At 70.3% G+C, this 26,620-nt stretch carries 24 protein-coding genes and 1 other RNA gene; 14 read left to right on the top strand and 11 right to left on the bottom strand.

Translation table 11 applies throughout. The annotated features are described in order from the left end of the window. The 3 genes from HNO83_RS19530 to HNO83_RS19520 all read left to right on the top strand — a co-directional run. Positions 1-716 (top strand): glutamine synthetase family protein (locus tag HNO83_RS19530; protein WP_502708443.1); only part of this gene is annotated, 716 nt, incomplete at its 5' end. Positions 717-882: 166 nt separating this feature from the next. Beyond that, positions 883-1,311, top strand: a complete 429-nt coding sequence (locus HNO83_RS19525; protein WP_175339202.1) for a YciI family protein — start codon at positions 883-885, stop codon at positions 1,309-1,311. Beyond that, positions 1,311-2,546 carry an RNA polymerase sigma factor gene (locus HNO83_RS19520; RefSeq protein WP_175339201.1) on the top strand — a complete coding sequence of 412 codons (1,236 nt, stop codon included), beginning with the start codon at positions 1,311-1,313 and terminating at the stop codon, positions 2,544-2,546. The genes HNO83_RS19525 and HNO83_RS19520 overlap by 1 nt, the downstream gene beginning before the upstream one ends. 17 nt (positions 2,547-2,563) lie before the next feature. Here HNO83_RS19520 and HNO83_RS19515 read toward each other — a convergent pair whose 3' ends face one another. Both HNO83_RS19515 and glnA read right to left on the bottom strand, forming a co-directional pair. Continuing rightward, positions 2,564-5,587, bottom strand: a complete 3,024-nt coding sequence (locus tag HNO83_RS19515; protein ID WP_175339200.1) for a bifunctional [glutamine synthetase] adenylyltransferase/[glutamine synthetase]-adenylyl-L-tyrosine phosphorylase — start codon at positions 5,585-5,587, stop codon at positions 2,564-2,566. A 10-nt stretch (positions 5,588-5,597) separates the two neighbouring features. Then, positions 5,598-6,935, bottom strand: coding sequence for a type I glutamate--ammonia ligase (gene glnA / locus HNO83_RS19510; RefSeq protein ID WP_175339199.1), 1,338 nt, complete (start codon positions 6,933-6,935; stop codon positions 5,598-5,600). A gap of 103 nt (positions 6,936-7,038) precedes the next feature. Between glnA and HNO83_RS19505 the strand changes: the two genes are divergently transcribed. From HNO83_RS19505 to panB, 3 genes are read left to right on the top strand one after another with little or no spacing between them, the layout of a single operon-like run. After that, positions 7,039-7,299, top strand: a complete 261-nt coding sequence (locus HNO83_RS19505) for a hypothetical protein (RefSeq protein ID WP_175339198.1) — start codon at positions 7,039-7,041, stop codon at positions 7,297-7,299. After that, positions 7,296-7,682 carry a type II toxin-antitoxin system VapC family toxin gene (locus tag HNO83_RS19500; protein WP_175339197.1) on the top strand — a complete coding sequence of 129 codons (387 nt, stop codon included), beginning with the start codon at positions 7,296-7,298 and terminating at the stop codon, positions 7,680-7,682. The genes HNO83_RS19505 and HNO83_RS19500 overlap by 4 nt, the downstream gene beginning before the upstream one ends. A 36-nt stretch (positions 7,683-7,718) precedes the next feature. Beyond that, positions 7,719-8,570: a 3-methyl-2-oxobutanoate hydroxymethyltransferase gene (gene panB / locus HNO83_RS19495; RefSeq protein WP_175339196.1), complete on the top strand. Its 852-nt coding sequence runs from the start codon at positions 7,719-7,721 to the stop codon at positions 8,568-8,570. Positions 8,571-8,637: 67 nt separating this feature from the next. On the opposite strand, the gene HNO83_RS19490 is transcribed toward panB, so the two are convergent. Then, positions 8,638-8,847: an SPOR domain-containing protein gene (locus HNO83_RS19490; RefSeq protein WP_115697159.1), complete on the bottom strand. Its 210-nt coding sequence runs from the start codon at positions 8,845-8,847 to the stop codon at positions 8,638-8,640. Positions 8,848-8,859: 12 nt separating this feature from the next. Here HNO83_RS19490 and map point away from each other — a divergent pair, with 12 nt between their 5' ends. From map to HNO83_RS19470, 4 genes are read left to right on the top strand one after another with little or no spacing between them, the layout of a single operon-like run. Further along, entirely contained in the window at positions 8,860-9,726 is an 867-nt protein-coding gene (gene map, locus HNO83_RS19485) for a type I methionyl aminopeptidase (RefSeq protein ID WP_175339195.1), read from the top strand. 46 nt (positions 9,727-9,772) lie between these two features. Further along, on the top strand, positions 9,773-10,606 hold the full coding sequence (gene ppgK, locus HNO83_RS19480) for a polyphosphate--glucose phosphotransferase (protein ID WP_175339194.1): 834 nt from the start codon (positions 9,773-9,775) through the stop codon (positions 10,604-10,606). Between the two features lie 5 nt (positions 10,607-10,611). Next, positions 10,612-13,194 carry an ATP-binding protein gene (locus tag HNO83_RS19475; protein WP_175339193.1) on the top strand — a complete coding sequence of 861 codons (2,583 nt, stop codon included), beginning with the start codon at positions 10,612-10,614 and terminating at the stop codon, positions 13,192-13,194. Further along, positions 13,191-13,910, top strand: coding sequence for a response regulator (locus HNO83_RS19470; protein ID WP_175339192.1), 720 nt, complete (start codon positions 13,191-13,193; stop codon positions 13,908-13,910). The genes HNO83_RS19475 and HNO83_RS19470 overlap by 4 nt, the downstream gene beginning before the upstream one ends. Here the strand turns inward: HNO83_RS19470 and HNO83_RS19465 are convergent. The 7 genes from HNO83_RS19465 to HNO83_RS19435 form a co-directional block, all read right to left on the bottom strand. Beyond that, positions 13,835-15,502: an alpha/beta hydrolase gene (locus tag HNO83_RS19465; RefSeq protein WP_175339191.1), complete on the bottom strand. Its 1,668-nt coding sequence runs from the start codon at positions 15,500-15,502 to the stop codon at positions 13,835-13,837. The two genes, HNO83_RS19470 and HNO83_RS19465, sit on opposite strands and share 76 nt — an antisense overlap. Then, positions 15,489-16,685 carry an MFS transporter gene (locus HNO83_RS19460; protein WP_175339190.1) on the bottom strand — a complete coding sequence of 399 codons (1,197 nt, stop codon included), beginning with the start codon at positions 16,683-16,685 and terminating at the stop codon, positions 15,489-15,491. The genes HNO83_RS19465 and HNO83_RS19460 overlap by 14 nt, the downstream gene beginning before the upstream one ends. After that, positions 16,682-18,205: a tetratricopeptide repeat protein gene (locus HNO83_RS19455; RefSeq protein WP_175339189.1), complete on the bottom strand. Its 1,524-nt coding sequence runs from the start codon at positions 18,203-18,205 to the stop codon at positions 16,682-16,684. The genes HNO83_RS19460 and HNO83_RS19455 overlap by 4 nt, the downstream gene beginning before the upstream one ends. 324 nt (positions 18,206-18,529) lie before the next feature. Further along, an RNA gene (rnpB, locus tag HNO83_RS19450) (RNase P RNA component class A) lies at positions 18,530-18,899 on the bottom strand. 50 nt (positions 18,900-18,949) lie between these two features. Further along, positions 18,950-19,684, bottom strand: a complete 735-nt coding sequence (locus tag HNO83_RS19445) for a zinc ribbon domain-containing protein (protein WP_175339188.1) — start codon at positions 19,682-19,684, stop codon at positions 18,950-18,952. Positions 19,685-19,712: 28 nt separating this feature from the next. Continuing rightward, a complete protein-coding gene (locus HNO83_RS19440; RefSeq protein ID WP_175339187.1) occupies positions 19,713-20,531 on the bottom strand; it encodes a Nif3-like dinuclear metal center hexameric protein in 819 nt (272 codons plus the stop codon). A gap of 84 nt (positions 20,532-20,615) precedes the next feature. Then, on the bottom strand, positions 20,616-22,754 hold the full coding sequence (locus tag HNO83_RS19435) for a cytosine permease (RefSeq protein WP_175339186.1): 2,139 nt from the start codon (positions 22,752-22,754) through the stop codon (positions 20,616-20,618). Positions 22,755-22,820: 66 nt separating this feature from the next. On the opposite strand from HNO83_RS19435, the gene HNO83_RS19430 reads away from it, so the two are divergent. Continuing rightward, positions 22,821-23,627, top strand: a complete 807-nt coding sequence (locus HNO83_RS19430; RefSeq protein WP_175339185.1) for a thymidylate synthase — start codon at positions 22,821-22,823, stop codon at positions 23,625-23,627. Further along, positions 23,624-24,109 (top strand): dihydrofolate reductase, encoded by a 486-nt coding sequence (locus HNO83_RS19425; RefSeq protein ID WP_175339184.1) that lies wholly within the window; start codon positions 23,624-23,626, stop codon positions 24,107-24,109. Before HNO83_RS19430 ends, HNO83_RS19425 begins: the two co-directional genes overlap by 4 nt. A 3-nt stretch (positions 24,110-24,112) precedes the next feature. On the opposite strand, the gene HNO83_RS19420 is transcribed toward HNO83_RS19425, so the two are convergent. After that, a complete protein-coding gene (locus HNO83_RS19420; RefSeq protein WP_349627325.1) occupies positions 24,113-24,757 on the bottom strand; it encodes a DUF1345 domain-containing protein in 645 nt (214 codons plus the stop codon). A gap of 63 nt (positions 24,758-24,820) precedes the next feature. Between HNO83_RS19420 and HNO83_RS19415 the strand changes: the two genes are divergently transcribed. Beyond that, the gene (locus tag HNO83_RS19415; RefSeq protein ID WP_349627324.1) at positions 24,821-26,119 is read left to right on the top strand and encodes an aspartate aminotransferase type Ic; all 1,299 of its coding nucleotides are present in this window, start codon (positions 24,821-24,823) and stop codon (positions 26,117-26,119) included. 2 nt (positions 26,120-26,121) lie between these two features. Next, the coding region (locus HNO83_RS19410; RefSeq protein WP_175339182.1) for a GNAT family N-acetyltransferase at positions 26,122-26,620 on the top strand (499 nt) is incomplete at its 3' end.

The raw sequence follows: 26,620 nt of genomic DNA, 5'->3' as shown, positions 1-26,620 counted from the left end.
ACATCCTGAAGTTCAAGTACATCGTCAAGAACACGGCGAACGAGTGGGGCAAGACGGCGACCTTCATGCCCAAGCCGCTCTTCGGCGACAACGGCTCGGGCATGCACACCCACCAGTCGCTGTGGAACGACGGCAAGCCGCTGTTCTACGACGAGGCCGGCTACGGCGGCCTGTCCGACATCGCGCGCTGGTACATCGGCGGCCTGCTCAAGCACGCCCCGGCGGTGCTCGCCTTCACCAACCCGACGGTGAACTCGTTCCACCGCCTGGTCCCCGGCTTCGAGGCCCCGGTCAACCTGGTCTACTCGGCCGGCAACCGCTCGGCATCGATCCGCATCCCGATCACCGGCTCCAACCCGAAGGCGAAGCGCATCGAGTTCCGCGCGCCCGACGCGTCCGGAAACCCGTACCTCGCCTTCGCCGCGCAGCTGATGGCGGGCCTCGACGGTATCAAGAACCGCATCGAGCCGCACGAGCCGGTCGACAAGGACCTCTACGAGCTTCCGCCCGAGGAGGCCAAGAACATCCCCCAGGTGCCGGCGTCGCTCGGTGAGGCGCTCGACGCGCTCGAGGCCGACCACGACTTCCTGACGGCAGGCGGCGTGTTCACCCCGGAGCTCATCGAGACCTGGATCGAGTACAAGCGCGAGAAGGAGATCAAGCCGCTCGCGCAGCGCCCGCACCCGTTCGAGTACGAGCTGTACTACGGCGTCTGATCGCCTGACACACGCGAGGGCCGCATCCCGTTCCGGGGTGCGGCCCTTTCGCGTTCCCGGCGCATCGAAGAACTTCTTCCAGTATCGGTGTCGACCTTTCCTCTCCCCGTTCGACACGATGATAGGAGGGTGCGAGAAGCGCACCCGGAGCTCGAGGGAGAACCCCATGAAGTACATGCTGATCATGCGCGCGACCCAGGAGGCCAAGGAGGCCTACGAGGGGATGGACTTCAACGAAGTGATCACGCGGATGGGCCAGTACAACGAGCAGCTCGTCTCCGCCGGCGTCCTGCTGGCCGGCGAGGGGCTCTCGGACGACATCGAGACGACCGGGTTCGTCGTCGACTTCTCGGCCACGCCGCCGGCGGTGACCGACGGCCCCTACGGCGAGATCCACGAGCTGTTCAACGGCTTCTGGATGCTGGAGGTGTCGTCGAAGGAGGAGGCGGTGGAGTGGGCGAAGCGCTGCCCGCTCGGCCCCGGGTCGAAGCTGGAGGTGCGACGCGTGACCGACGAGAGCGACTTCGCCGGCTTCGAGGACAACGAGTACCTGCAGAAGGAGAAGGAGTGGCGGGCCGCCGCCGAGAACGCCTGATGAACGACAGCTCGGCGACGGTCGACGCCGTCTGGCGCATCGACGGGGCGCGCGTGGTCGCGACGCTCGCGAAGATCAGCGGCGACGTCGGCCTCGCCGAGGACCTCGCCCAGGAGGCCCTGGTCGAAGCGCTGCGGGCGTGGCCGCGGGACGGTGTGCCGGACAACCCGGGCGGCTGGCTCACCGCCGTCGCCAAGCGGCGGGCGATCGACCAGTGGCGCCGGCGCGACGGGCTGGACGAACGCTACCGCGCGATCGCGGCGACGCTCGAAGCCACCGCCGAGGACCGCTGGGAGCCGATCGACGACGACGTGCTGCGCCTCGTGTTCACGGCCTGCCATCCTGTGCTCTCGCGTGAGGCGCAGGTCGCGCTCACGCTCCGTGTGGTCGCGGGGCTGAGCAGGGAGGAGATCGCACGGATGTACTTCGTCCCGGTCGCCACCGTCCAGCAGCGCATCGTGCGCGCCAAGAAGACGATCGAGGCCGCGCGCATCCCGTTCGGCACACCGGAGCCCGCCGAGTGGAAGGAACGGCTCGAGGGCGTGCTGAGCGTGGTCTACCTCGTCTTCACCGAGGGCTACGCGGCGACCAGCGGCCGCGAGTGGATGCGCGCCGACCTGGCCGCGGAGGCGCTGCGGCTGGGCCGGATGGTCGCGGCGCTGCTCCCCCGCGAGCCGGAGGCGCACGGCCTGGTCGCGCTGATGGAGTTGCAGGCGTCCCGGTTCGCCGCCCGGACGCGTCCCGACGGCTCGCCGATCCTCCTCGCCGACCAGGACCGATCGCGCTGGGACCGCGCGCAGATCCGGCGCGGGCGCGACGCACTCGTGCGGGCGGACGCGCTCGGCCGCGGCCGCGGCCCCTATGGGCTGCAGGCGGCGATCGCGGAATGCCATGCGGTCGCGCCGAGCACGGAGGAGACCGACTGGGACCGCATCGTCCTTCTCTACGAGGCGCTCGGCCGCATCGCGCCCAGCCCGGTCGTGGAACTCAACCGGGCCGCGGCGGTCTCGATGGCGACCGGACCGGCGAACGCCCTCCGCATCGCGGACGAGCTGGCCGAGCGCGGCGTGCTGCGCGAGTCGCACCTGCTCCCCAGCGTGCGCGGCGAACTGCTCGCCCAGCTCGGCCGGACCGAGGAGGCGGTGTCCGAGCTCACGACCGCAGCGCGACTCGCCGGCAACGAACGGGAGCGCGGCGTGCTGCTCGCCAAGGCGGCACGACTGCGGCAGCGGTGACGGGCGCGAAGAGCGCGTCAGCCGGTCGGCGCCGGACGCTGCGGCACGCCGTAGAACGAGCGCTCGAACACCTGGCGGGCGCGGCGCGTCACCGCCAGGTAGTCCTCCTCCAACCGGCTCGCCGAACCGGGCGGGTACTCCAACAGACGGGCGACGCCGTCCAGCGCGACCCGGTCGGACGGGAGGACGTCCGCGGTCTTGTTGGTCCACAGGGTCATCGCCGAGCGGGTCCGGGAGGCGAAGACCCAGGCGTCGCGCAGGCGGGCTGCGTCCTCCTCCAAGACGAAACCGTGCTCCGCGGCGGCCGCCAGCGCATCCAGCGTCGAAGTGGTCCGCAGGTCGGGCACGGCCGCCGCGTGCTCCAGCTGAATGAGCTGCACGAACCACTCCACGTCGCTCAGCGAGCCGCGGCCGAGCTTCAGGTGGCGCGACGGGTCGGCGCCCTGCGGCAGCCGCTCGCTCTCCACCCGCGCCTTGATGCGTTTGACCTCGCGCACCGCCTGCTCGCCGATCTCGGCCGGGTAGCGCACCTCGTCCGCGAGCTCGTCGAAATCGGCGAGCAGCTGCGGGGAGCCCGCCACCCCGCGGGCACGCAGGAGCGCCTGCGCCTCCCAGGTCAGCGACCAGCGGCGATAGTAGGCGCGGTACGACTCCAGCGACCGCACGGGGGGTCCGTTCTTCCCCTCCGGGCGCAGACCGATGTCGAGGTCGAGCGGGAGACGGTTGTCCTCCGTGAGCCGGTTCAGCTCGGAGACGATCGCCAGCGCGCCGCGGTTGGCGGCCTCCTGGTCGGCGGCGAGCGGACGGAACACGTACATGACGTCGGCGTCGGAGCCGAAGCCCAGCTCCCGGCCGCCGAAGCGTCCCATCCCGATCACCGCGAACTCGAGGTCGCCCTCGTCGCCGCGCGCCGTGCGGATCGCCTGCAGGACGCCCGCGATGGTGTTCTCGGTGACGACGGTGAGACCGTGGGCGAGCTCCTCGATCGTGACGAAGCCGAGGATGCCCGCGACGGCGAGCCGCAGGATCTCGCGCCGGCGGATCGCCCGCAGCGCGGCGGCGGCCGAGTCGACGGAGTCGTGCCGGGCCAGGATCGCCGCGGTCTCCTCCGCGAGCATGGCCGCCGTGCGCGGGCGCAGCTCGTCGTCCGCCTCCAGCCACGCGACCGACTCCGGGATGCGGCCGAGAAGCTCGCCCGCGAACCGCGACCCGGACAGCACCCGGGTGAGGCGCTGGGCGGCACCGGTCGAGTCGCGCAGCATCCGGAGGTACCAGTGCGTGCTGCCGAGCTCCTCGCTGAGCCGGCGGAAGGTCAGCAGCCCGTAGTCGGGGTCGGGGCCGTCGGCGAACCACTGCAGCATCACCGGGAGCAGGTGGCGCTGGATGGTCGCCCGGCGGGAGACGCCGGAGGTCAGCGCGGCGATGTGGGCGAGGGCACCGCGCGGGTCGCGGAAGCCGATCGCCGCCAGCCGCGCCTCGGCCTGCTCCGTGGTGAGCCCGGCGCCGCCGGCCAGGCGGGCGTCCTCGGCGGGGGCCGCGGCGACCGCGCTGAGCAGGGGCCGGTAGAACAGTCGCTCGTGGAGGCCGCGGACGCGGTGCTTGATCTCGTTCCAGGTCGTGAGCAGCTGGTCGGCGCTGGGTGCGAGGCCCGTGGCACGGGCAAGGATGCGGACGTCGGCCTCGTCGCGCGGCATCAGGTGCGTGCGGGTGAGCCGCCGAAGCTGCAGCCGGTGCTCCATGAGCCGCAGCGACCGGTAGTCGTGCGAGAAGGTCGCCGCCTCCTCCCGCCCGACGTACCCCTGGGCCGCCAGTGCGGCGAGGGCGGACAGCGTGTCGCGCTGCCGCACCTCGTCGTCGGTCTGCCCGTGGACGAGCTGCAGCAGCTGGACGGTGAACTCGACGTCGCGCAGCCCGCCCGGGCCGAGCTTCAGCTGGTAGTGCACCTCGTCGTCCGGGATGTGGTCGGTCACGCGCTCGCGCATCCGCTGCACCTGCTCGACGAAGTTCTCGCGGGACGCGCTGCTCCACACCTTCGGGGCGAGCGCCGCGACATACCGCTCGCCGAGCGCGTGGTCGCCGGCGAGCGGGCGCGCCTTCAGCAGGGCCTGGAACTCCCAGCCCTTCGCCCAGCGGTCGTAGTAGGCGACGTGGGAGTCGAGCGTGCGCACCAGGGCTCCGTCCTTGCCCTCGGGCCGCAGGTTCGGGTCGACCTCCCACAGGCCGGGCTCGATGGCCGGCTCGTGGATGCCGCGCATCGTCAGCATCGCCAGGCGGGTCGCGATGTCGACCGCGCGGCCGGGCGCGAGGTCCGCGGACTCGACGCCGTCGGTCACGAAGATCACGTCGACGTCGCTGAGGTAGTTGAGCTCGCGCGCACCCGCCTTGCCCATCCCGATCACGGCGAGGGGCGTCGCTCGCACCTGCTCCTCGGGGAACCGGCCGGGGCCGCTGCCCATCGTCATCCGCCGGGCGACGGCGAGCGACGCCTCCAGCGCGGCGGAGGCGAGGTCGGAGAGGGCGACTGCGACCCTGTCGAAACCCGCCACGGGATCGGCCTGCTCGAGGTCGAAGCTCGCCAGCTGCACCAGCCGGCGGCGGTAGCGGATGCGGAGCGCCGTCCACAGGGCCTCGTCGGCCTCCGCGGCGACGCCGTCGGTGGCTCCGACCGAGTCGAGCAGGTCGTCACGCAGTTCCACCGCGTCGGGCAGGGCGAGCACTGGCCGGGCGAGGGCATCCAGCTGGCAGGGATGGCGCAGCAAGAACTCGGCGACTCCCTCGGACGCTCCGACGACCCGGAACAGCCGCCGTGCCGCATCCTCGGTTCCGAGCGCGGCGCGCGCCTGATCCGGCGCCTGACGCAGCAGCCGCAGGACGGAGGAGAGCGCGCTGTCCGGATCGGCCGCCGCCGACAGCGCGCCGAGCAGAACCTCCGGGTCGAGCCCGCTCAGCTCCGCCAGCTCGTCGAGTTCGGCGCGCACGGAGCTCAGCCTCACGAACCCGGCACGCGCCAGCGCGGTGAGGGAGAGCGGCGGCCTGGTCACGGCGAACGGATCAGAGGATCTCGAGGTTCGTGCGCAGCTCGTACGGTGTGACCTGGGCGCGGTACTCCGCCCACTCCTTGCGCTTGTTGAGCAGGACGTAGTTGAAGACCTGCTCCCCCAGCGTCTCGGCGACGAGCTCCGAGTCCTCCATGAGCGAGATGGCGTGGTCGAGGCTCGCCGGCAGCTGGTTGTAGCCGAGTGCGCGGCGCTCCGCGTCGGACATCGCCCAGACGTTGTCCTCGGCCTCCGGCGGCAGGTCGTACTGGCCCTCGATGCCCTTGAGGCCCGCGGCGAGCAGCAGCGAGAAGGCGAGGTACGGGTTCGCGGCCGAGTCGATCGCGCGGTACTCGACCCGCGAGCTCTGACCCTTGCTCGGCTTGTACAGCGGAACGCGCACGAGCGCCGACCGGTTGTTGTGACCCCAGCTGACGAAGCTGGGCGCCTCGTCGCCGCCCCATAGGCGCTTGTACGAGTTGACGAACTGGTTGGTCACGGCGGTGATCTCGGGAGCGTGCCGGAGCAGGCCCGCGATGAAGTGACGGCCGACCTTGGACAGCTGGTACTGCGCCCCCGGCTCGAAGAAGGCGTTGGTGTCGCCCTCGAACAGGGACATGTGGGTGTGCATCCCGGAGCCCGGGTGCCCGGAGAGCGGTTTGGGCATGAACGTGGCGTACACGCCCTGCTCGATCGCGACCTCCTTGATGACCGTGCGGAAGGTCATGATGTTGTCCGCGGTCGTGAGGGCGTCGGCGTAGCGGAGGTCGATCTCGTTCTGACCGGGGCCGGCCTCGTGGTGGCTGAACTCCACGGAGATGCCGAGGTCCTCCAGCATGCGCACCGAGCGGCGGCGGAAGTCGTGGGCCGTGCCGCCGGGGACGTTGTCGAAGTAGCCGGCCGAGTCGACGGGCTCGGGGCCCTCCTCGCCGAACGACGACGACTTGAGCAGGTAGAACTCGATCTCGGGGTGCGTGTAGAACGTGAACCCGCGGTCGGCCGCCTTCTCGAGCGTGCGCTTGAGCACGTTGCGCGGGTCGGACACCGAGGGCTGGCCGTCGGGAGTCGTGATGTCGCAGAACATGCGCGCGGTCGGGTCGATCTCGCCCCGCCACGGCAGGATCTGGAAGGTGGTCGCGTCCGGCAGCGCGAGCAGGTCGGACTCGTAGGCGCGGGTCAGGCCCTCGATGGCCGAGCCGTCGAAGCCGAGCCCCTCGCTGAAGGCGCCCTCGACCTCGGCCGGCGCGATCGCGACGGACTTCAGAGTGCCGACGACATCGGTGAACCAGAGCCTCACGAACTTGACGCCACGCTCCTCGATCGTGCGAAGAACGAAGTCGCGCTGCTTGTCCATCCTGCCCCTTTCCTCGGCCGTTCCCAGACTAGTGGCTGACGAGTGGATGCACGGGCCGAAACGGCGGTGCAACACCCGATGTCTGCGTGGTACACTCAGGACCATGCCGACGCAGCTGCTCCGCACCCAGGTCACCCATACGCCACCCGTTGTGCGCGCGCTGCAGACGGCGCGCGAAACGTGGCCGGACGAGTCTGATGGAAAGCTCCTCCTGCACCTCATCGAAGAGGGTGAGAGGTCACTCCGCGATGAGCGTGCCGCCGAGCAGAGCGACCGCCTGGCCATGTTGGAGCGGATGAGCGCACGCTATGCCGACCTTCATTTCGAGAGCCTGGATTCCATCCGTGAAGGCTGGCCGGAGTGACCGTCGTCCTCGACGCCGGCGTGCTGATCGGACTCCTGAACCCGCACGACGCACATCATGCTGCGGCGACGCGGGTATTCCGCGCCGGCTTCAGGTTCTGGGTGCATCCGCTGAACATCGGGGAGGCTCTCATCACACCCGAGCGCGCCGGCCGGGGCTTCGAAGCGTACGAAGACCTGCGCCGGGCCGGTGTCGCACCCGCTGAGCTCGGAGACGACGAGCCGATGGTCGTCGCTCGCATCCGAGCCGAGCACGGACTCCGGATGCCCGACGCCTGCGCGCTCGCCACGGCCGTATACAACGACCTCCCCCTCATCACCTTCGACAAGCGACTCGCCGCGGAGGCGAAGAAGCGCGGCCTGTACGAGCCCGTCCCCGCGTGAGCCGCGCTGTCCGTGCCCGTCACTAGACTGAGCCGCATGAGTGAGCAGTCACCGGTGCCCTCCGTCCATCCCACGACGTCGTCGATGCAAGCGTTGAAGCGGGTGCGGACCCGCCACTTCCAGGCGGCGAAGGAGGAGGGGGCTCCGTTCACCGGGCTGACCAGCTACGACATGCTGACCGCGCAGATCTTCGACGAGGCCGGGATCGACTTCCTGCTCGTCGGCGACTCGGCCGGGAACAACGTGCTCGGCTACGACACGACGCTCCCGGTCACCATCGACGACCTCATCCCGTTGACCCGTGCGGTCGCGAAGGCCGTGAAGCGCGCGTTCGTCGTCGCCGACATGCCGTTCGGGTCGTACGAGACCGGTCCGCTGGAGGCCCTGCACACCGCCGTCCGCTTCATGAAGGAGACCGGGGCGCACGCGGTGAAGCTGGAGGGCGGCCGTCGCAGCGCCGAGCAGATCCGGCGCATCGTCGATGCGGGCATCCCTGTGATGGCGCACATCGGCTTCACCCCGCAGAGCGAGCACGGCCTCGGCGGCCACCTGGTGCAGGGCCGGGGCGACGCCGCCGACGAGCTCCTCGCCGACGCGCACGCGGTCGAGGAGGCGGGGGCGTTCGCGGTGGTGCTGGAGATGGTGCCAGCGGAGGTGGCGAAGAGGGTCACTGCCGAACTGCGGATCCCGACGATCAGCGTCGGCGCGGGCCCTCACACCGACGGCCAGCTGCTGGTGTGGACGGACTGGGCGGGCCTGACGACGGGCCGCGTCCCGCGCTTCGTGAAGCAGTACGCCGATCTGAAGACGATCCTCGGCGACGCCGCCCGCGCCTACAAGGCGGACGTGCAGGCCGGTACTTTCCCCACCGACGAGCACAGCTTCTGACGCCTGGTTGACGCGACACGCCGCCGAGCCGGCGCCGCGGACAGCGTGTCGCGTCAAGCAGGAAGGGTCAGCGGTTCTCCTCGGCGTCCTCTTCGGCCCACTTGGCGGAGTTCTCGCGGAGCTTCTCGAGGGCGTGCTCGGCCTCGTCGCGGGTGTCGAACGGGCCGACGCGATTCGGCGCGGGCGACAGGAAGCCCTGCTCGACCTCGCCGGTCTTCATGTTGTACCAGTACTTGTGCTCGGCGTCCTGCTTGATGCCGTACTCGTCGCTCGTCATAAGGTTGATGGTATGCCCAAGGATTCCGCCGGTCACCTCGTGCCCGGCCGCGTCAGCCCGATGCGCCCGGTGCCGAGCCGCATCCCACGCCCCGAGTATGTGGGACGCCCGGGTCCCGCGCCGTACACCCGCGGCGACGTCTACACGCCCGACGAGGTGGAGCTGATCCGCGAGTCCGGGCGCATCGCCGCGCAGGCGATCACGCTCGTGGGCGAGGCGGTCCGCCCCGGCGTCACGACCGAAGAGCTGGACGTCATCGGTCACGAGTTCCTGCTGGCGAACGACGCCTACCCCTCCACCCTCGGCTACCGCGGCTACCCGAAGTCGATCTGCAGCTCAGTCAACGAGGTCATCTGCCACGGCATCCCGGACGACACGGTGATCGAAGAGGGCGACCTCGTCAACATCGACATCACCGCCTACAAGAACGGCTTCCACGGCGACAGCAACCAGACCTTCATCGCCGGCACCGCCTCCGACGAGGTGACGCAGCTGGTGGACCGCACGCGCGAGGCGCTCGCCCGCGGCATCAAGGCGGTCGCGCCCGGCCGCCAGGTGAACGTGATCGGCCGGGCGATCGAGTCGTACGCGAAGCGGTTCGGGTACGGCGTTGTGCGCGACTTCACCGGGCACGGCGTCGGCGCGGCCTTCCACTCCGGGCTGATCATCCCGCACTACGACGCCGCGCCCGCGTTCGACGATGTGATGGAGCCGGGGATGGTGTTCACGATCGAGCCGATGCTCACGCTCGGCACGCACGAGTGGGAGATGTGGGCGGACGACTGGACGGTCGTCACCCGCGACCGCAGCCTCACGGCCCAGTTCGAGCACACCCTGGTCGTGACCGAGCGCGGCGCGGAGATCCTCACGCTCCCCTAACGGTCCGCGCCGACCTCGGCGTCCCGCGGCGCGGTAGATTCGACACATGACTTCGCAGAAGCACGCGATCGGCATCGACATCGGCGGCACGGGGATCAAGGGGGCTCTGGTCGATCTGACGACCGGCGAGCTCGTCAGCGACCGCGTCAAGCTGCCCACACCCTCGGGCGGCAAGCCCGACGACATCGTGGAGACGACGAAGGAGATCGTCGACCAGCTGGCGAAGGAGGAGCCCGAGGCGCCCGTCGGCGTGTGCTTCCCCGCCATCGTCAGCCACGGCGTCACCCTCTCGGCGGCGAACGTCTCGAAGGACTGGATCGGCCTCCACGCGGAGGACCTGTTCGAGCGGGCGCTCGAACGCGACATCCACTTCGTGAACGACGCCGACGCCGCCGGGTACGCGGAGACGCGCTTCGGTGCCGCCAAGGGCAAGGACGGACTGGTCATCATGACCACGCTCGGCACGGGCATCGGGTCGGCGCTCATCTACGACGGCATCCTCATCCCGAATGCCGAGCTCGGGCACCTGGAGATCGACGGCCATGACGCCGAGTCGCGCGCCGCCTACTCGGCGAAGGAGCGCGAGGACCTCAGCTGGGAGAAGTGGGCGAAGCGCCTGCAGAAGTACTACACGACGGTCGAGTTCCTGTTCACCCCCGACCTCTTCATCGTGGGCGGCGGCGTCTCCAAGAATTACCAGGAGTTCCTTCCCCTGTTGACCCTGAAGACCCCTATCGTGCCGGCCGTCCACCGCAACAACGCGGGCATCCTGGGCGCGGCCGCTCTTGCCGTGCGCGGCGAGCGGCGCGATCGCGGTGAGCGCGGCCGCAGCGGCGAGGTGGCGACGCCGGACGACGCCCCCGCGCCCACGCCGGCGTAACGGACATGGCTCGGGGTCGCCTGCGGGTGATGCTCGGTGCGGCACCGGGCGTCGGCAAGACGTTCGCCATGCTCGAGGAGGGCGAACGTCTCCGCCGTCAGGGCACCGACGTCGTCGTCGCCCTGGTCGAGACGCACGGCCGCACGGCGACCGCGGCGCTGCTCGACGGGTTCGAGCTGATCCCGCGCCGCACGGTCGAGCACCGCGGCGTCACCCTGACCGAGCTCGACCTGGACGCCGTGCTGCAGCGCGCCCCGGCGCTCGCGCTGGTCGACGAGCTGGCGCACACCAACGCACCCGGCTCCGAGCACGAGAAGCGCTGGCAGGACGTGGACGCCCTGCTGGATGCGGGGATCGACGTGATCTCGACCGTCAACATCCAGCACATCGAGTCGCTGAACGACGTGGTGGAGCAGATCACCGGTGTCCCGCAGCGCGAGACCATCCCCGACGCCGTGCTGCGGCGCGCCGACCGCATCGAACTGGTCGACCTCGCCCCGCAGGCGCTGCGCGACCGGCTCGCCGAAGGCGTCGTCTACCCGGCGGGACGGGTGGATGCAGCCCTCTCGAACTACTTCCGGCTCGGCAACCTGACCGCGCTGCGCGAGCTGGCGCTCCTGTGGCTCGCCGACGAGGTCGACAACGCGCTGCAGCAGTACCGCGCGGAGCACGGCATCGCCGGCACCTGGGAGGCGCGGGAGCGCGTGGTCGTGGCCCTGACCGGCGGCCCGGAGGGCGAGACGCTGCTCCGCCGCGGCGCGCGCATCGCCGCCCGGAGCGCCGGCGGAGACCTGCTCGCCGTGCACGTCACCAGCCAGGACGGTCTGCGGGACGCGGCGCCCGGCATCCTCGCGCGGCAGCGCGCCCTGGCGGAGCAGCTGGGCGGAAGCTACCATCAGGTCGTCGGCGACGACATCCCGCGCGCGCTGGTGGAGTTCGCGCGGGGCGAGAGCGCCACGCAGCTGGTGATCGGCGTCTCGCGGCGCAGCCGGCTGTCCGCGCTGCTGACCGGCCCGGGGATCGGGGCGACCGTCATCCGCGAGTCCGGCGACATCGACGTGCACATCGTCTCGCACGCACGTGCCGGCGGCCGCTTCTCCCTCCCCCGGCCCAAGGGCGGCCTGACGGTGCGGCGCCGAGTCTACGGCTTCCTACTCGCCCTGGTCGGCGGCCCGCTGCTGACGCTGCTGCTCACCAGTTCCCGCTCGCCCGAGTCGATGACCGCCGACGTGCTCAGCTACCAGCTGCTCGTCGTCGTGGTGGCGCTCGTCGGCGGCATCTGGCCCGCCCTGTTCGCCGCCCTGCTGTCGGGGCTGACCCTCGACTTCTTCTTCGTCGACCCGCTGTACACGATCACGGTCGGCGAGCCGCTGCACCTGCTCGCCCTCATCCTGTACGTGATCATCGCGGCCCTCGTCAGCCTGGTGGTCGACCAGGCCGCACGTCGCACCCGCTCGGCCCAGCGCGCGGCTGCCGAGGCCGAGCTGCTCGCCACCGTCGCCGGCGGCGTCATCCGGGGTGAGGACGCCGTGCAGGCGCTCGTCGAGCGCACGCGCGAGGCGTTCGGTCTGACCTCCGTGGAGCTGGTCACGACCGGTCCCGACGGTGGCCGGGAGGTCATCGCGTCCGACGTCGGGACGGCGGAGGAGACGGGTGCCGCGGCGACCGCGGCGCCGCCTGCGTCCCCGTCGACCGCCGAGCCGGAGCTGACCATCCCGCTCACTGTCCGTGGCGCCGAGGCGAACGCAGCTGCACGCTCGCGCACCGTGCTGGAGCTGCGGGGACGCGACCTGGAGGCCGGCGACCGGCGGCTGCTCTCGGCGATCGTGGCCCAGCTGGAGGCAGCCATCGAGCACCGCGCCCTCACCGCGACCGCCGCCGAGCTGGCTCCGCTCGCCGAGGCCGACCGGGTGCGCAGCGCCCTCCTGGCGGCGGTCGGCCACGACCTGCGCCGGCCGCTCGCCGCCGCCACCGCGGCAGTGACCACTCTGCGCCAAGAGGATCTCGCACTCGACGAGGACGACCGCGAAGCTCTGCTGGAGACGGCGGAGGACAGCCTCCGCGGCCTCGCCTCCCTCGTCACCGACCTGCTCGACGCGAGCCGGGTGCAGGCCGGCGTGCTCGGGGTCTCGCTCACCCCGACCGAATTGGACGACGTCGTGCTGCCCGCGCTCGATGAGCTCGGCGTCGGACCGGGCGACGTGGAGCTCGACCTCTCCCCCGACCTGCCGCCGCTTCGCGCGGACGCCGTGCTGCTGCAGCGCGTCCTGGTGAACCTGCTCGGCAACGCCCTCCGCTACAGCCCGGCCGGCACCCCGCCCGTGCTTGCGGCGAGCGCCTTCGCCGGGACGGTGCAGCTGCGCGTCGTCGACCGCGGTCCGGGCATCCCGCCGGAGCGCCGCGAGGCGGTGTTCGCCCCGTTCCAGCGGCTGTCCGACACGGACAACGACGCCGGGATCGGTCTGGGTCTCGCCCTCTCGAAGGGCTTCGTGGAGGGCATGGGCGGCACGCTCGAGGCGGAGGACACCCCGGGCGGCGGGCTCACCATGGTGGTCTCGCTGCCGGCGGCGGAAGGGACGGCCCCGTGAAGAAGATCCTGATCGCCGACGACGACCCGCAGATCCTGCGCGCCCTGCGCATCCTGCTGACCGCTCGCGGCTACGAGGTCCTGACCGCCCGCACCGGAGCCGAGGCGTTGAGCGTCGCGGTCGACCACCACCCCGACCTCGTGATGCTCGACCTCGGGATGCCGCAGCTCAACGGCATCGAGGTGATCGAGGGACTGCGCGGCTGGACGGCGGTGCCCATCCTGGTCGTGTCCGGCCGCACGGGTTCGGCCGACAAGGTGGACGCCCTCGATGCGGGAGCCGACGACTACGTCACGAAGCCGTTCGCCGCCGACGAGCTGCTCGCGCGCATCCGCGCCCTCACCCGCCGCCAGCCCAGTGCGGCGGACGAACCGGTGGTCGTCTTCGGCGACGTGACGGTCGACCTCGCCGCGCGTCAGGTGACCCGTCGCGAAGCCGACGGGACGGTCCGCAGCGTCCGGCTCACCCCGACGGAGTGGCAGATCCTGGAGCTGCTGCTGCGCAACCCGCGCCGCCTGGTGACGCGCCAGTCCCTGCTGACCCAGGTGTGGGGTCCGCAGTACACGACCGACACCGGCTACCTGCGCCTCTACCTCGCACAGCTGCGGAAGAAGCTGGAGCCGGAGCCCTCTCGTCCGCGCTACCTGCTCACCGAGCCGGGGATGGGGTACCGGTTCGATCCGGAGGGCCTTGCGGACAGAGCCGCCGACGACTGAGCCGAAGGATGCGCTCTGAGGACTTCCTCAATAGCGGCGAGAAGGGCGCTCCAGCGTGCCTCGGCATCAGCGGTCGTCGTCGGGTAGTGGCGACCCGGGACCTCGTGGACCGACACATCGCGTAAGCGGATGGGGACGGCATGCACCTTCGCAATCACCTCATCCGCACGAGGAACGAGCGCGAGAATGGGTGTGCGCGACCGGATGATCGCGTCGTCACCTTCGACCGCGCTTTCGCAGTCGACCCCGAAACGTGCGGTAGCCCACCGAGCGAGTTCGGCGTCTTGTCCGGCATGCCCGCGAAGATGGGGCGCCAGCCTGAGAACGGGCGACATGGCGACGACGGCCTCCGCGCCCATTTCGTCTGCTGCGAGTGCGGCAAACCAAGATCCGAAGCTGACGCCGAGGGCGATCGTGCGCCGGTAATGCACGTCGCAGTAGGTGCGCAGCGCTCTCCCGGCAGCGGTGGCGTGTTCCCGCCACCTTCGCCACGGAGCCTCGTGAAATGAGCGCCCTAAGTCAGAGGACCCCGGTGCGTTGACGATAAGGACATCAACGCCGCGGTTGAGAAGAGTGCGATATACCCCGCCATAACGTAGATCGTCCCACTCATGGCTGTCCGGTCCACCGTGGAATGACACGACGACAGCCCGCGAACGGCGCCGGCTCAGGCGCACGCAGGGCATGCCCCCGATCCAGACGCGGTCGACGCGGATCGCCGACCTGGCCGACGCGCTGCCTCCCCATTCGCGAGTGCCCCGCATCCACCTGGAGCCCGCCCGGCTGCCTGCGATGCGCAGGACCGGCGGTCCTCCGGCGAGGGCGAAGAGCTGAGGCGTTCCCCGAAGCAGGCTCACGTCGTCTCCGTCATCGCGCCATACACCGTAACCCAGCCTCGGACTCAGACAAGTCATGTGGACGCTGCCGTCTGCGCCGAACACGGCCTCGATGGGCATCCACCCTTCCGGCGGCGCAATCCGGCGCGATCCGGAGCGGTCGACTACGGCGAACTCTCGACGACCCCTAAAAGCCCTCCGGATCAGCACACCACCTGAGATGATGTCGACCAGTTCTCCCTCGCTGCTCGTTGCGGCGGTCCCTTGGCCCACGGTCACTCGCCCTCCGCCGGCGAACACAGGAGATCCCTCCCCCGCAAAGCCTTTGAGAGCCGCCCGAGGATCGTGCCTTATCGAGGACGCGATCCCGGTCTCGACATCCATGACAAGAGAGACGCCAGCTCCAGGCGTACTCAGAACGACGCTTCTGCGGCCGGCGTGCGCACGAATGAACCCAGTCACACGAATGCCAGAGTCCATCTGCATCGGATGTTGGAACACTCGACGCGACCCGAGATCAGACGACGAGATGACGAACTCCTCGACGCGCACCCCGCCACCGGATCGCGTGATGCAGAACAGACGATGATCACCGGGAATGATGTACGCGGCACGACCCTCAGGGATAGCGTGAGATCGATAGTCCGGTGGGCGGGAGTAGAGGCGGCCATCGAGCCGGCTGAACATCCAGAGCGTGTTCTCAACAACGGCCACGGGTCGAAGGTGGTCTTCCTCAAAGAGGCTAAGAACCGACATCGACCGCAAGCCTCCTGCCTTGGGCCGCCCGATTCCAGAAGAGCACGGGCAGCAGCACCGCGTTCACTACCGTCGCCACCCCGGCCACGATTGCTAGCGGCACTGGCCCCCACGCCGTCCAGATTGGGCCCCCGATGAATCCCCCGAGCGCGTCACCGATGAGAAACGCCGTTTGCGAAATCCCGAAGACGAACCCGGCGGCATTTCCCGGGATGACTGCGTACTGAATGGTCTCCTCGGCGGTGACCGCAATGGCGACCAACGCCGCCCGAGCGAGAAACAGGAGGACGATCAGCGTCGGCGCCAGGCCGAGAGCGAGAGCGAGTCCTAGGGTGATCAGCCCCGCCGAGAGCTCGGTGATCAGAAACAGCGCCAACGGTCGAGAATTCCTCCCCCTCCGGGCGAGGATCGCCGTCGCTCCCATCTGGACGACGCTCATCGCCGCAATGACCGTGGCCGCGGCCGCGTCCGTCATGCCCGCGCTCGTCAGGTATAGCGGCAGATAGGGGGTGATGGTACTGACATAGAACCCGGAAAGAAGTCCGACGACTGCCAACTTCGCAGCGATCGGCCGCCAACGCCGCCGATTCTCCCCCGCTCGGTCCTCCGTCTGCACCGACCGCACCGGCGCGCCTGCGCGTATCGTCAGCATCCAAGCGAATCCCATTAGGGCGAGGAGGGCGGCGAGAAGCAGGGCGGTTGTCGTTCCTCGGGCTCCCTCGTGGAAGAGGAGGAAGAGGCCAGCCGCCCCGAGGGTGCCCACGAAGACGCCGACCTGGCTCCCGAGGCTCCGTGTTGCGATGACGCGGGGAAGGAGATCGTCGGTCGCGGCAGAGCGGATCCAGGGACGTAGTCCGACGAGGGCAAGAGATGCGCCTGCCCCCGCGATGGCCGAGAAGGCGACTGTTGGCAGGAGGTCGGTGAACACACGACCGGCTATCCCTACGGCGTAGAGAAGGATTCCCGTCCTGGTCGCGGTCAGCCCGCCCAAGCGATCTGCGATCGCCCCCCATGCGAAGGAGAGGCCCCCCACGCACGCCATCACCCCGTACCCGACTCCGAAGGCCACGAGGGCGCCGGCACCCTCGTAGTGCAGAGGCTGTGCGACCTTCGCCATCCACATCCCGGACGCGAAGAGCGCTGAGAAGACCCCCACCTGGGTCCGAAGCGACAGGTTCCTCATCGGCGAGCCGCAACCTTTTCCAGGTTCAGAGCCAGTACCTGCGACGAAGAATTCATTCGCATTCCGATCGTCAACTGCTCGACAGCGTTTTGAACACGGTCGCGCCGCAGGTGAGCTTCGGCGCTGAGCGAGAAGTGCCGGTCGATCTCGGCGGGTGACAGGGACTCGATTTCGACTGGTTCCAGGACGGCGAGCGCATCTTCACAGCGATGCGCACGAATGAATGCGTACGCGGCATCCGCGCGACCGGTCGTGTTCTCGGGCTCCAACCCAACGGCTCGGCTGTACGCGTGTACCGCGGCGTCAAGGCGCCCGCACGACAGATGTGCCAGACCGAGCATTCGCCACGAGATCGCAAGGGTGTCGTCCAGAGCGACGGCGATCTCGCACTCTTCGACCGAGCGTGCATGATCCCCCGCGGCCGACAAACACTTCGCTGCTTCGAGGTGGTATTCCGCCATGTACGGGTCGACGTCGAGCAGTTGGTCGAACGTCCGTATCGCCGCCTCGATATCGCCCAATTGCTTGTGGCACTGGGCCAGGTTGTAGATCAGAACGGAACGGTGAATCGCCACGCGCTCTGTCGTCGCGCTCAGGCGCGTTATGCCATCCTTCAGAAGATCGAGCGCCTCGTCGACGTGGCCGCGCCGAAACAACACCAAGGCGAACCCGTTCCTATTGAAGACTTCCTCGAATACGACGTCATCGTGCGCACGCTCGAGCTCGGATAGATTCCCTATGATCCCGTAGGCGTGGTCGAGACACGCGGCGGCCATGTCGGTGTCCCGAAGGCCGTCCGGATGGTGGCGGGCGTAGAGCATCGACTTGCCGTAGAGCGCTCGGACCTTATCCATTGAGTCTCCGCGTCGCGCCCATTCGTCGTAGTAGAACTCGGCCTTCTCGGTTTCGCGGAGCATGGCATGACCGATGGCGAGTAGACTCCAGACGCGTGCGCTTCGTTCGCGGGCCAGGAGTCGTCGACCAAGGGCGGTTCCTGTCCACGCGTCCCCGACGTTGATGAATTCCCACGCGGCTTCCGCCAGTTCATCTGCCATGGACTCGTCGCGAAGGGCTTCTTTGAGGCAGCCCTCGCCGTGATGGACGGCTTCCTCGGCGGCAGGGATACTGGCGGAGGAATAGGTGACATTCCAGCCCGCGATCCGTGAGGCGATGGAAAGGAATTCCCGACTGGGCGCATCGATCGAGTCGCAGGAGCCGATCTCCAAGTCGACGCTTCCACTCACGGAACTGATGTGCTCCGTCACCATGACGTGGTTTCGGCGCACACGTCGGGTCTGGAAATACCTGATCTGTTCACTCGCGATGGCACCGTCTGTCAGGCTGATCGCTTCAGCCCGCACCCGCTCGGCCAGCTGTCGGTCCAGCGGGTAGTAAAGGCGGACGGCTTGCGCGAGGCGGCCTTCGGCTAGCTCGGGCGTCAGACCGACGCTTCGGAGAATCTCCTTCACCGTGCCGAAGGAGATCGGAGATGGCATCGGGGCGTTCACTCGGATTCGCATGAGGATCCTGTTTCAGAAAGGAGGGGGCGCCGGTAGAGCCGGCGCCCCCTCTGCCGGGTCAGTTGACCTTGCTGCCGTAGAGGACGGCGAAGTCGACCTTCTCCTCACGAGGCGTCTCGATGGTGAGTTCCATGGCTATCTCCTTTCGTGTCAGACCTCTACACATTATGGAAATACGTACTGAAATTCAAGTTCTAAATACATGCATAGCGTTTAGGCACGGCATTCGGAGAGGACCGCCACAGGTAGCAGCCCAACAGATGTGGGGGCCTGCATAGCTACGCGGTGGCGCGGTGCATTCCGGGCACGCAGAGGCCCGGAGGGGGAATGGGCCGGCTGATACGCCGGGTTCTGTCACGGCGCGTGAGCGCCGCGGACGGCCATCTATCTCGGGACGACGTTGCCGCCGCCCTCCAGCGGTCTACCCGGGGACGAGACGAGCAGCCTCATGGTCCCCTGTACGACCTTGCTCCGGGCGAGGTTTACCCAGCCGGCCGGGTCGCCCCGGCCGCTGGTGGTCTCTTACACCACCGTTTCACCCTTACCGGGGGCGTGAGCCCCCGGCGGTCTGCTTTCTGTTGCACTTTCTCGCGGGTTGCCCCGGGTGGGTGTTACCCACCGCCCTGCTCTGCGGAGCCCGGACGTTCCTCGGCGGCCCGCTGACGCGGACCGACGCGACCGTCTTGCCGACCCATTCCGGCCTCCACGATAGCGCAGGCGGCTGGAGGCGCGGGCTCGCGGCCCTCAGAGGCCGGAGTCCTCCCCGCGGACCAGAATGGCGCCGCTGTCCGGGCAGAGCACGACATCGTCGGCCGCCGCCCGGCGGATCTCCGAGAGGTCGGACTCGGTGAGCTTCACGTTCGAGCCCATGGAGACGCCGCGGACGAGCGCGGCGGCTCCGATGCCGTACCGGGCGCGCTGGCGCTCGTACAGTTCGATCAGGTCGGCCGGCAGCGCACCGGCGATCGTCTCCCGGTCGGCGGCGAGCGCCTTCCTCTGGGCCTCGAGCTTGCCGGCCTCCTCGTCGCGCTGCGCCTCCAGCGCCTGGACGCGGCCGCTCAGCTCCGAGCGCTCGGCGTCGACAGCGGCGAGGGCCTCCTCGAGGCCCTCGACCCGCTCCATCACCGAGAGCTCGATCTCCTCCAGGTCATCCTTCCGCTTGGCGAGCGAGGCGAGCTCGGCCTCCAGGGCCTGGACGTCTTTGACGGAGGAGGTCTGCTGCACGCGGTCGGTGTCGCGCTTGACGCGCGCCTCGACGACCTCGACGTCGGACTCGACCCGCTTCAACTCGGTACGGGCGTCCTCCAGCTCGCCGGTGGCGGCGATCCAGCGGGCGCGCAGCGCTTCGACCTCCGGCTGCAGCTTCGCGAGTTCCGCGGCCTGCGGCAGGTTCTTCGTGGCGTGCTGCAGCTGCGCGAGGCGGGTGTCGGCCGCCTGCAGGCGCAGCAGCTCGTTCTGGTCGGCGGGGAGTGCTTTCACGATGCGGTGCTTCCTTCGTGCTGGGTGGTCATTGCAGGATGGCGAAGTCCCACGGGTCGGTGCGCAGTTCGCTCACGACGACCTCCACTCCGGGCAGCGCCTCGCGCAGCTGCTCGGCCGCGGTGTCGAGCCAGAGCCATTCGCTCGCCCAGTGGGAGACGTCGAGGAGGGCGGGACCGCCGCCGAACACGGCCTGCTCCCGGGCCTCCGACGCAGGATGGTGGCGAAGGTCGGCGGTGATGTACACGTCGGCGGTGCGCACGGCCTCGGTGGAGAGCAGGGAGTCTCCGGCGCCGCCGCAGACGGCCACGCGCGTGACCGGCTGCCGGTAGTCGCCCGCAGCGCGCACCCCGCCCGCGGTCGGCGGGAGGAGGTCGGCGACGGTGCGGGCGAGCTGGCCGAGCGTCGTCGGCTCCGGCAGGTCGCCTACGCGGCCGATGCCGGTGACGCCGTCGGCCGCCGGGGAGATCGGGGTCGTGTCGCGCAGCCCCAGCCGGGAGGCGAGGACGTCGCTCGTGCCGCCGGCGACGACGTCGGCCGTGGTGTGCGCGCCGTAGAGGGCGACGCCGCCGCGGATGAGGCGGGCGAGCAGAGCCCCCTTGTAGCGGTCCTCCGCGATGCTCGTGACGCCGCGGAGCAGCAGCGGGTGGTGGGCGATCAGCAGGTCGGCGCCAAGCTCGACGGCTTCGTCGACCGTGGCGGAGACGGCGTCGACCGCGAGCAGGATGCGCTCCACCGGCGCGGCCGGATCGCCCGCGACCAGCCCGGGGGCATCCCACCCCTCTGCACCCGAGAGCGGCCACAGTCGTTCGACGGTGTCACGGACGGAGTTGAGCGAGTGGGGCACGTCGTTCAGCCTACGGGATGCGTCCCCGCGACGACCGGGCGGAAGCGGTCATGTGGACAAGTGCCCCGGCTGTGCAGAACGGGATCACCCTCGTGCGGACTCCTGCCGCCGCACCGCGCCGGGCGCCGTGAGGAGGGCGCCGAGCAGGCCGACGGCCAAGGCGGCGACCACGCCGACGTTGCTCGCCCCGATCCCGGCGCGCGGATCGATCCCGCCGAGCCGGAAGAGGTAGCCCTCCCAGCCAAGCCAGGGCAGCTCGGAGCTGATCAGCCCGAGCCCGACGACGGTCCCCCCGGCGAGCAGCGCCAGGTTCACCCAGCGCCAGTCCGGGTAGACGCCGCCCCGCCGCACGAGCGACGGCTGGTGGAACCGGCGGGTGCGCAGCATCATCTCCCCCGAGAACACCCCGACCCACGCGGCGACCGGTACCGACAGGGCCGTGGGGATGCCACGCACGACCGTGGACAGGTCGGTCACCGTCGCCGCGAGCACGCCGCCCACCACGGCGATCGCGGCGCCGGCGAGGAGCGTGCTCCAGCGCCGGCCGAGCCGGACGCCGGCCGCGTCGAGGGTGAAACCCGCCGAGTAGATGGTCAGCACGAGCGCCGAGACGAGGGACAGCCCGACCGCGAGGAGCAGCGGCACCGGGTACCAGGCCGGGAGACCGAGCCCCACCAGGCCTGCGACGGGGTCGCGCGCCAGCTCGCCCGCGAAGCCGGGGTTCGAGGCCGCGAGGAGGCCGCCGTACGACACGAGCACGAACGGCGGCACCGCCGCGCCGAACGTCGCCCACAGCATCGCCGCGCCGCCCGACGACCGCGGCCGCTGATAGCGGGCGACCTCCGCGCTGCTCATCGCCCAGGCCAGGCCGACGTAGCTGAAGACCAGGACGGCTCCCGTCACCACGTGCGTCCAGAAGGCGTCCGGAACGGAGAGGGCCCGGCCCAGGTCCACGTGGCGCCAGGTCGCGGCCACCATCAGCACGATGAGGACGGCGGAGGCGATGGTGAGCACCAGTTGCACGCGGGCGACGAGTCCGTAGCCGACGTAGGCGACCGCCACGGCGGCGACGATGGTCACGGCGAGCGCCGCCGCCGTCGCGATGACAGGACTGCCCGGCCACTGCTCCGCAGCCGTGAGCGATCCGGCTGCCGAGCCCGCGAGCCAGAGCAGCACAGCGCCCCAGAACAGTTTGACGATGAGAGCGAGGACGGTCGGCACGATGTTCCCGCGCATCCCGAACGACGCACGCGACACCACCAGCGTCGGCTGTCCGCTCCATTTGCCTGCGAGGGTGCCGACGCCGAGCGGGAGGAACGAGAGCGCGACCCCGACGAGCGTCGCGATGAGCAGCTGGCGCAGATTGAGCCCGAGCACGAAGAGGGTGGCGCCGACTCCGACGCTGATCAGCGAAGAGGTGCCGGCGAACCACAGCCAGAACATCCGGGAGGCGCGGCCCAGCCGCTGCTCGACCGCTGTCGGCTCGAGGTCGGCGGTCTCGGGTGCGAACGGGCCCGGCGCGGCGCGGCGGCCGCCGAGCAGGGCGTCGGCGTCGGCGCTGCGCGGCGTGGAGACGGGCGCGGTGGCGCGGTGGGCGCCGTTCCCGGGACCCGAGGGGGCGTCGTCGGCATCGTCGGGCACGTCGCCGTCGAGGTGGCGCCCGACGTGCGCCGCCGGGACCGAGGCCGAGACGGGAGCGTCCGGGGTGGGGAGGGCGGGGACGGGTGCGGCATCGACCGCGGAAGCGACGGGAGAGACCGGAGCGGCGGCGGCCGCCGGCGCGACCGTGACGAGCGGTACGGGCTCGGAGTCGCGCGGCGCCAGCTCCTCGGGCACCAGGTCGAGCGGCTCCGCCCGGGCGACGGGACGGAACGCGGGCGGAGCGACCTGCTCTTCCGGCGCCTGCGGGGCGTCGTCCGCTCCGGCGTCGGGCCTCTGGATCGGGATGGCGGCTGTCGCGACCCACGGGCTGAACGTCGGTTCGGGCCCGGTCGGCTCCCGCCGCACCGGGAGGTCGTCGAAGCTGATGAGCTCTGTCGGCGGCCCCGCCCACTCCTCGGCGTCGTCCGGCTCCTCGGTCCCGGCCTGCGGCGCGGCCTCCACGCGCGGCTCGCTCCGCGGCACCACGATCGGGATGGCCGTGGTGATCCGGGCGACCTCCTCCTCCAGCGCACTGGCGAGCTCGTCGTCGCTGTGCCGCTCGCTCTCCGGTGCCCGGTCCATGAGGCCACATTACGACGCGCCGGGCACGGGAGAGCAGAGGGTACGCGGGGAAGTACCATCGGGGGTGTGAGCGAGATCGCAACCCCGTACGAGGACCTGCTGCGCGACGTGCTGGCCACCGGCACGCACAAATCCGACCGGACCGGCACAGGCACCCGCAGCGTCTTCGGCCGGCAGCTGCGGTTCGATCTGGCGGAGGGCTTCCCTCTCATCACGACCAAGCGCGTGCACTTCAAGTCGATCGCGTACGAGCTGCTCTGGTTCCTGCGCGGCGACAGCAACGTGGGCTGGCTGCGCGAGAACGGCGTCACGATCTGGGACGAGTGGGCGGACGCCGACGGCGAGCTCGGCCCGGTCTACGGCGTCCAGTGGCGCTCCTGGCCCGCCCCGGACGGCCGGCACATCGACCAGATCCAGCAGGTCATCGACACCCTGCGCAGCGACCCGGACTCCCGCCGCATCATCGTCTCCGCTTGGAACGTCGCCGACATCCCGCAGATGGCCCTCGCACCCTGCCACGCGTTCTTCCAGTTCTATGTGGCCGACGGAAAGCTCTCCTGCCAGCTGTACCAGCGCAGCGCAGACATGTTCCTGGGTGTCCCGTTCAACATCGCCAGCTATGCGCTGCTGACCATGATGGTCGCCCAGCAGGTCGGCCTCGAGCCCGGCGAGTTCGTCTGGACGGGAGGCGACGTCCACATCTACGACAACCACGTGGAGCAGGTGACCGAGCAGCTCACGCGCGACCCCTACCCCGCCCCCCGCCTGCGCTTCACCCGGAAGCCCGGCAGCATCTTCGACTACCGGTTCGAGGACTTCGTCGTGGAGGACTACCAGCACCACCCGGCGATCCGCGCCGCCGTCGCCGTATGACCCTCGCGCTGATCTGGGCGCAGGCCAACGACCGGGTGATCGGCGCGGGCGGCGTCATGCCCTGGCACCTGACGGAGGATCTGCGGCGTTTCCGGGCCCTCACCGGCCAGGATCCGGTCGTCATGGGCCGCCGCACCTGGGAGTCACTGCCGGAGCGCTACCGGCCGCTTCCCGGCCGTACGAACATCGTCGTCACCCGCCAGGCGGACTGGGCGGCGCCCGGCGCGGTCGTCGCACACTCGCTGGACGAGGCGCTCGCGACCGCCGGCGACGCGGGCACGGTCTGGATCACCGGAGGCGGCGAGCTGTACCGGGAGGCGTTGCCCCGCGCCGACCGGCTGGAGATCACCGAGATCGACCTCGATGTCGCGGGCGACACGCAGGCTCCGGAGCCGGGCGACGGCTGGGCGTCCGTCGACGCAGGCGAGTGGCTGACCGGCGAAGGCGGACTGCGCTACCGGTTCGTCACGTACCTGCGATGATTCTCAGCCGAGCCCGGCGATCAGATTCACCGTCGCGGCCACGATGACCGCGCCGAAGAGATACGACAGCAGCGTGTGGTGCAGGATCGTCTGCCGGATGTCGGAGCTCGACACATCCGTGTCCGACACCTGGAACGTCATTCCCAGAGTGAACGACAGGTACGCGAAGTCGCTGTACCGCGGGTCCGCCTTCTGATTGAAGTCGATCCCGCCACCTGTCCGGTAGTACAGCCGGGCGTACCGCAGTGTGTAGACGGTGTGGACGAGTGTCCACGACAGGGCGACGCTCACCACCGCGAGCAGGGCGACCCCGAACTGCGCGCCGCCGCTCAAGTGCTTGGCGTCCACGACGATGTACACGACGCCCGCCACGCTCGCGGCCGAGGCCAGCACGATGATCAGATCGAGCGTCCGGCGGCCCGGGTCCTCCATGGTCGCGTGCAGCTTGGTCTGCACACCGTCCAGTCGCCACACGGCGAGCCACACCCAGGTGATGTAGACCAGGCACGCGGCACCCCATCCCGCGATCACCGCGTAGTGCCAGGCGTCCAGGATGCCGACCAGCACGGTCACGATCACGCCGCTGCCGATCGCGGTCGCCATCTTCGCGCGGGTCCGCCCGCGCATCCAGGTCACTTCGTCGCTCACAATCGGGATGTTCGCACACGTCCTCTGGGCGTTGCGGGAAGCAGCGCCGGTACGATCGTTCACGTGACCTCCGCACTGCTCTCCCCCGCACCGCTCGCCGACCTCGACACCGCCGCCCTCCGCGAGGCGCACGCCGCGTTCGCGCAGGCGTACGACGAGCTGAAGGCCGCAGGCCTCGCCCTCGACATCACGCGAGGCAAGCCGTCGGCCGACCAGCTCGACCTCTCGAACGACCTGCTGCACCTGCCCGACGGCGCCTACCGCGACGCGGCGGGCACCGACCTGCGCAACTACGGCGGCCCGAACGGCCTGCCCGAGCTGCGCGCGATCTTCGCCGACGCGCTGCGGGTCCCCGTGGCGCAGCTGCTGGCGCTCGGCAACTCCAGCCTGACGATCATGCACGACACGATCGCGCAGGCGCTCCTCCACGGCGTTCCGGGCGGGGAGCTGCCGTGGGGCCGGCAGTCGATCAGCTTCCTGGCGCCGGTGCCCGGGTACGACCGGCACTTCACCATCGTGGAGCGCTTCGGCATCCGGATGATCCCGGTGCCGATGAACGAGGACGGCCCGGATGTGGAGGCCGTCGCCTCCCTGCTGGCCGCCGACGACAGCATCAAGGGCATGTGGTGCGTGCCCGTCTACTCCAACCCGACCGGCGCCGTCTACAGCGAGGAGGTCGTGCGCGCGCTCGTCTCGCTGCCGGCCGCCCCCGACTTCCGGCTGTTCTGGGACAACGCCTACGCCGTGCACCACCTGAGCGACGACCGCCCCGCGCCGATCGACGTGCTGGCGCTGGCTGCCGCGGCCGGCAACCCGGACCGGCCGCTGGTCTTCGCCTCCACCTCCAAGGTGACCTTCCCCGGAGCAGGCGTCGCCTTCTTCGGCGCCTCGGAGGCCAACGTGGCCTGGTTCCAGCACAACGCGACCGCGCAGAGCATCGGGCCGGACAAGCTGAACCAGCTGCGGCACGTCCAGCTGCTGAAGGACGCGGCAGGGCTCTCGACGCACATGGAGAAGCACCGCGCCATCCTGGAGCCGAAGTTCGCCGCGGTCGACGCGGCGTTCCGCGAGCGGCTCGCGCCGTGGGGCGCCGGCTCCTGGAACGCGCCGAAGGGCGGCTACTTCGTCAGCCTCGACGTGCTCGACGGCAGCGCGAAGCGTGCGGTGCAGCTGGCGAAGGAGGCCGGGATCGCGGTCACCCCGGCCGGTGCGACGTTCCCGTACGGCGAGGACCCGCGCGACGCGAACATCCGCATCGCCCCGACGTTCCCGCCGGTCGCGGAGCTGCGGACGGCACTCGACGGGCTGTGCACGGCGATCCTGCTCGCGGAGGCGGAGACCCTGCTGGCCGGCCGGGACTGACCGTGACGGGCTGGGTCGTCCGCGCCAGCACAGAGGACGACTGGCGGGAGTACCGCGCGCTCCGGTTCGAGATGCTGCGGGACGCTCCGATCGCGTTCCTGGAGACGCTCGAGCACGCCCAGACCCATCCCGACGAGCACTGGCGGCGGCGTGCGGCGAACACCGGCTCGACGAGCAGGCTGTTCGCCGCGGTCGCCGACGACGGCCGGTGGCTCGGCAGCATGGGCGGCTTCCAGTCTTCGCCCGCCGCCGAGCCGTACCTCGTCGGCGTCTACGTCACGCCCGCGTGGCGCGGTCGCGAGCACGGGATGACGGATGCGCTCCTCGACGCGGTCATCGACTGGGCGCGGGGCCGCGGCGACCGCCTGCTGCTCGACGTGCACGAGCAGAACCAGCCCGCCATCCGTTCCTACCTCCGCCGCGGCTTCGCCTTCACCGGCCGCACCCAGCCCTACCCCCTGGACCGCTCCGCCCTCGAACGAGAGATGTCCCTCCCCCTCC

This window comes from Leifsonia sp. C5G2 (assembly GCF_013359685.1).
GTDB lineage: Bacteria > Actinomycetota > Actinomycetes > Actinomycetales > Microbacteriaceae > Leifsonia.
The sequence above is the reverse complement of the archived record's forward strand: the minus strand, read 5'-3'. Positions and strand labels throughout refer to the sequence as shown.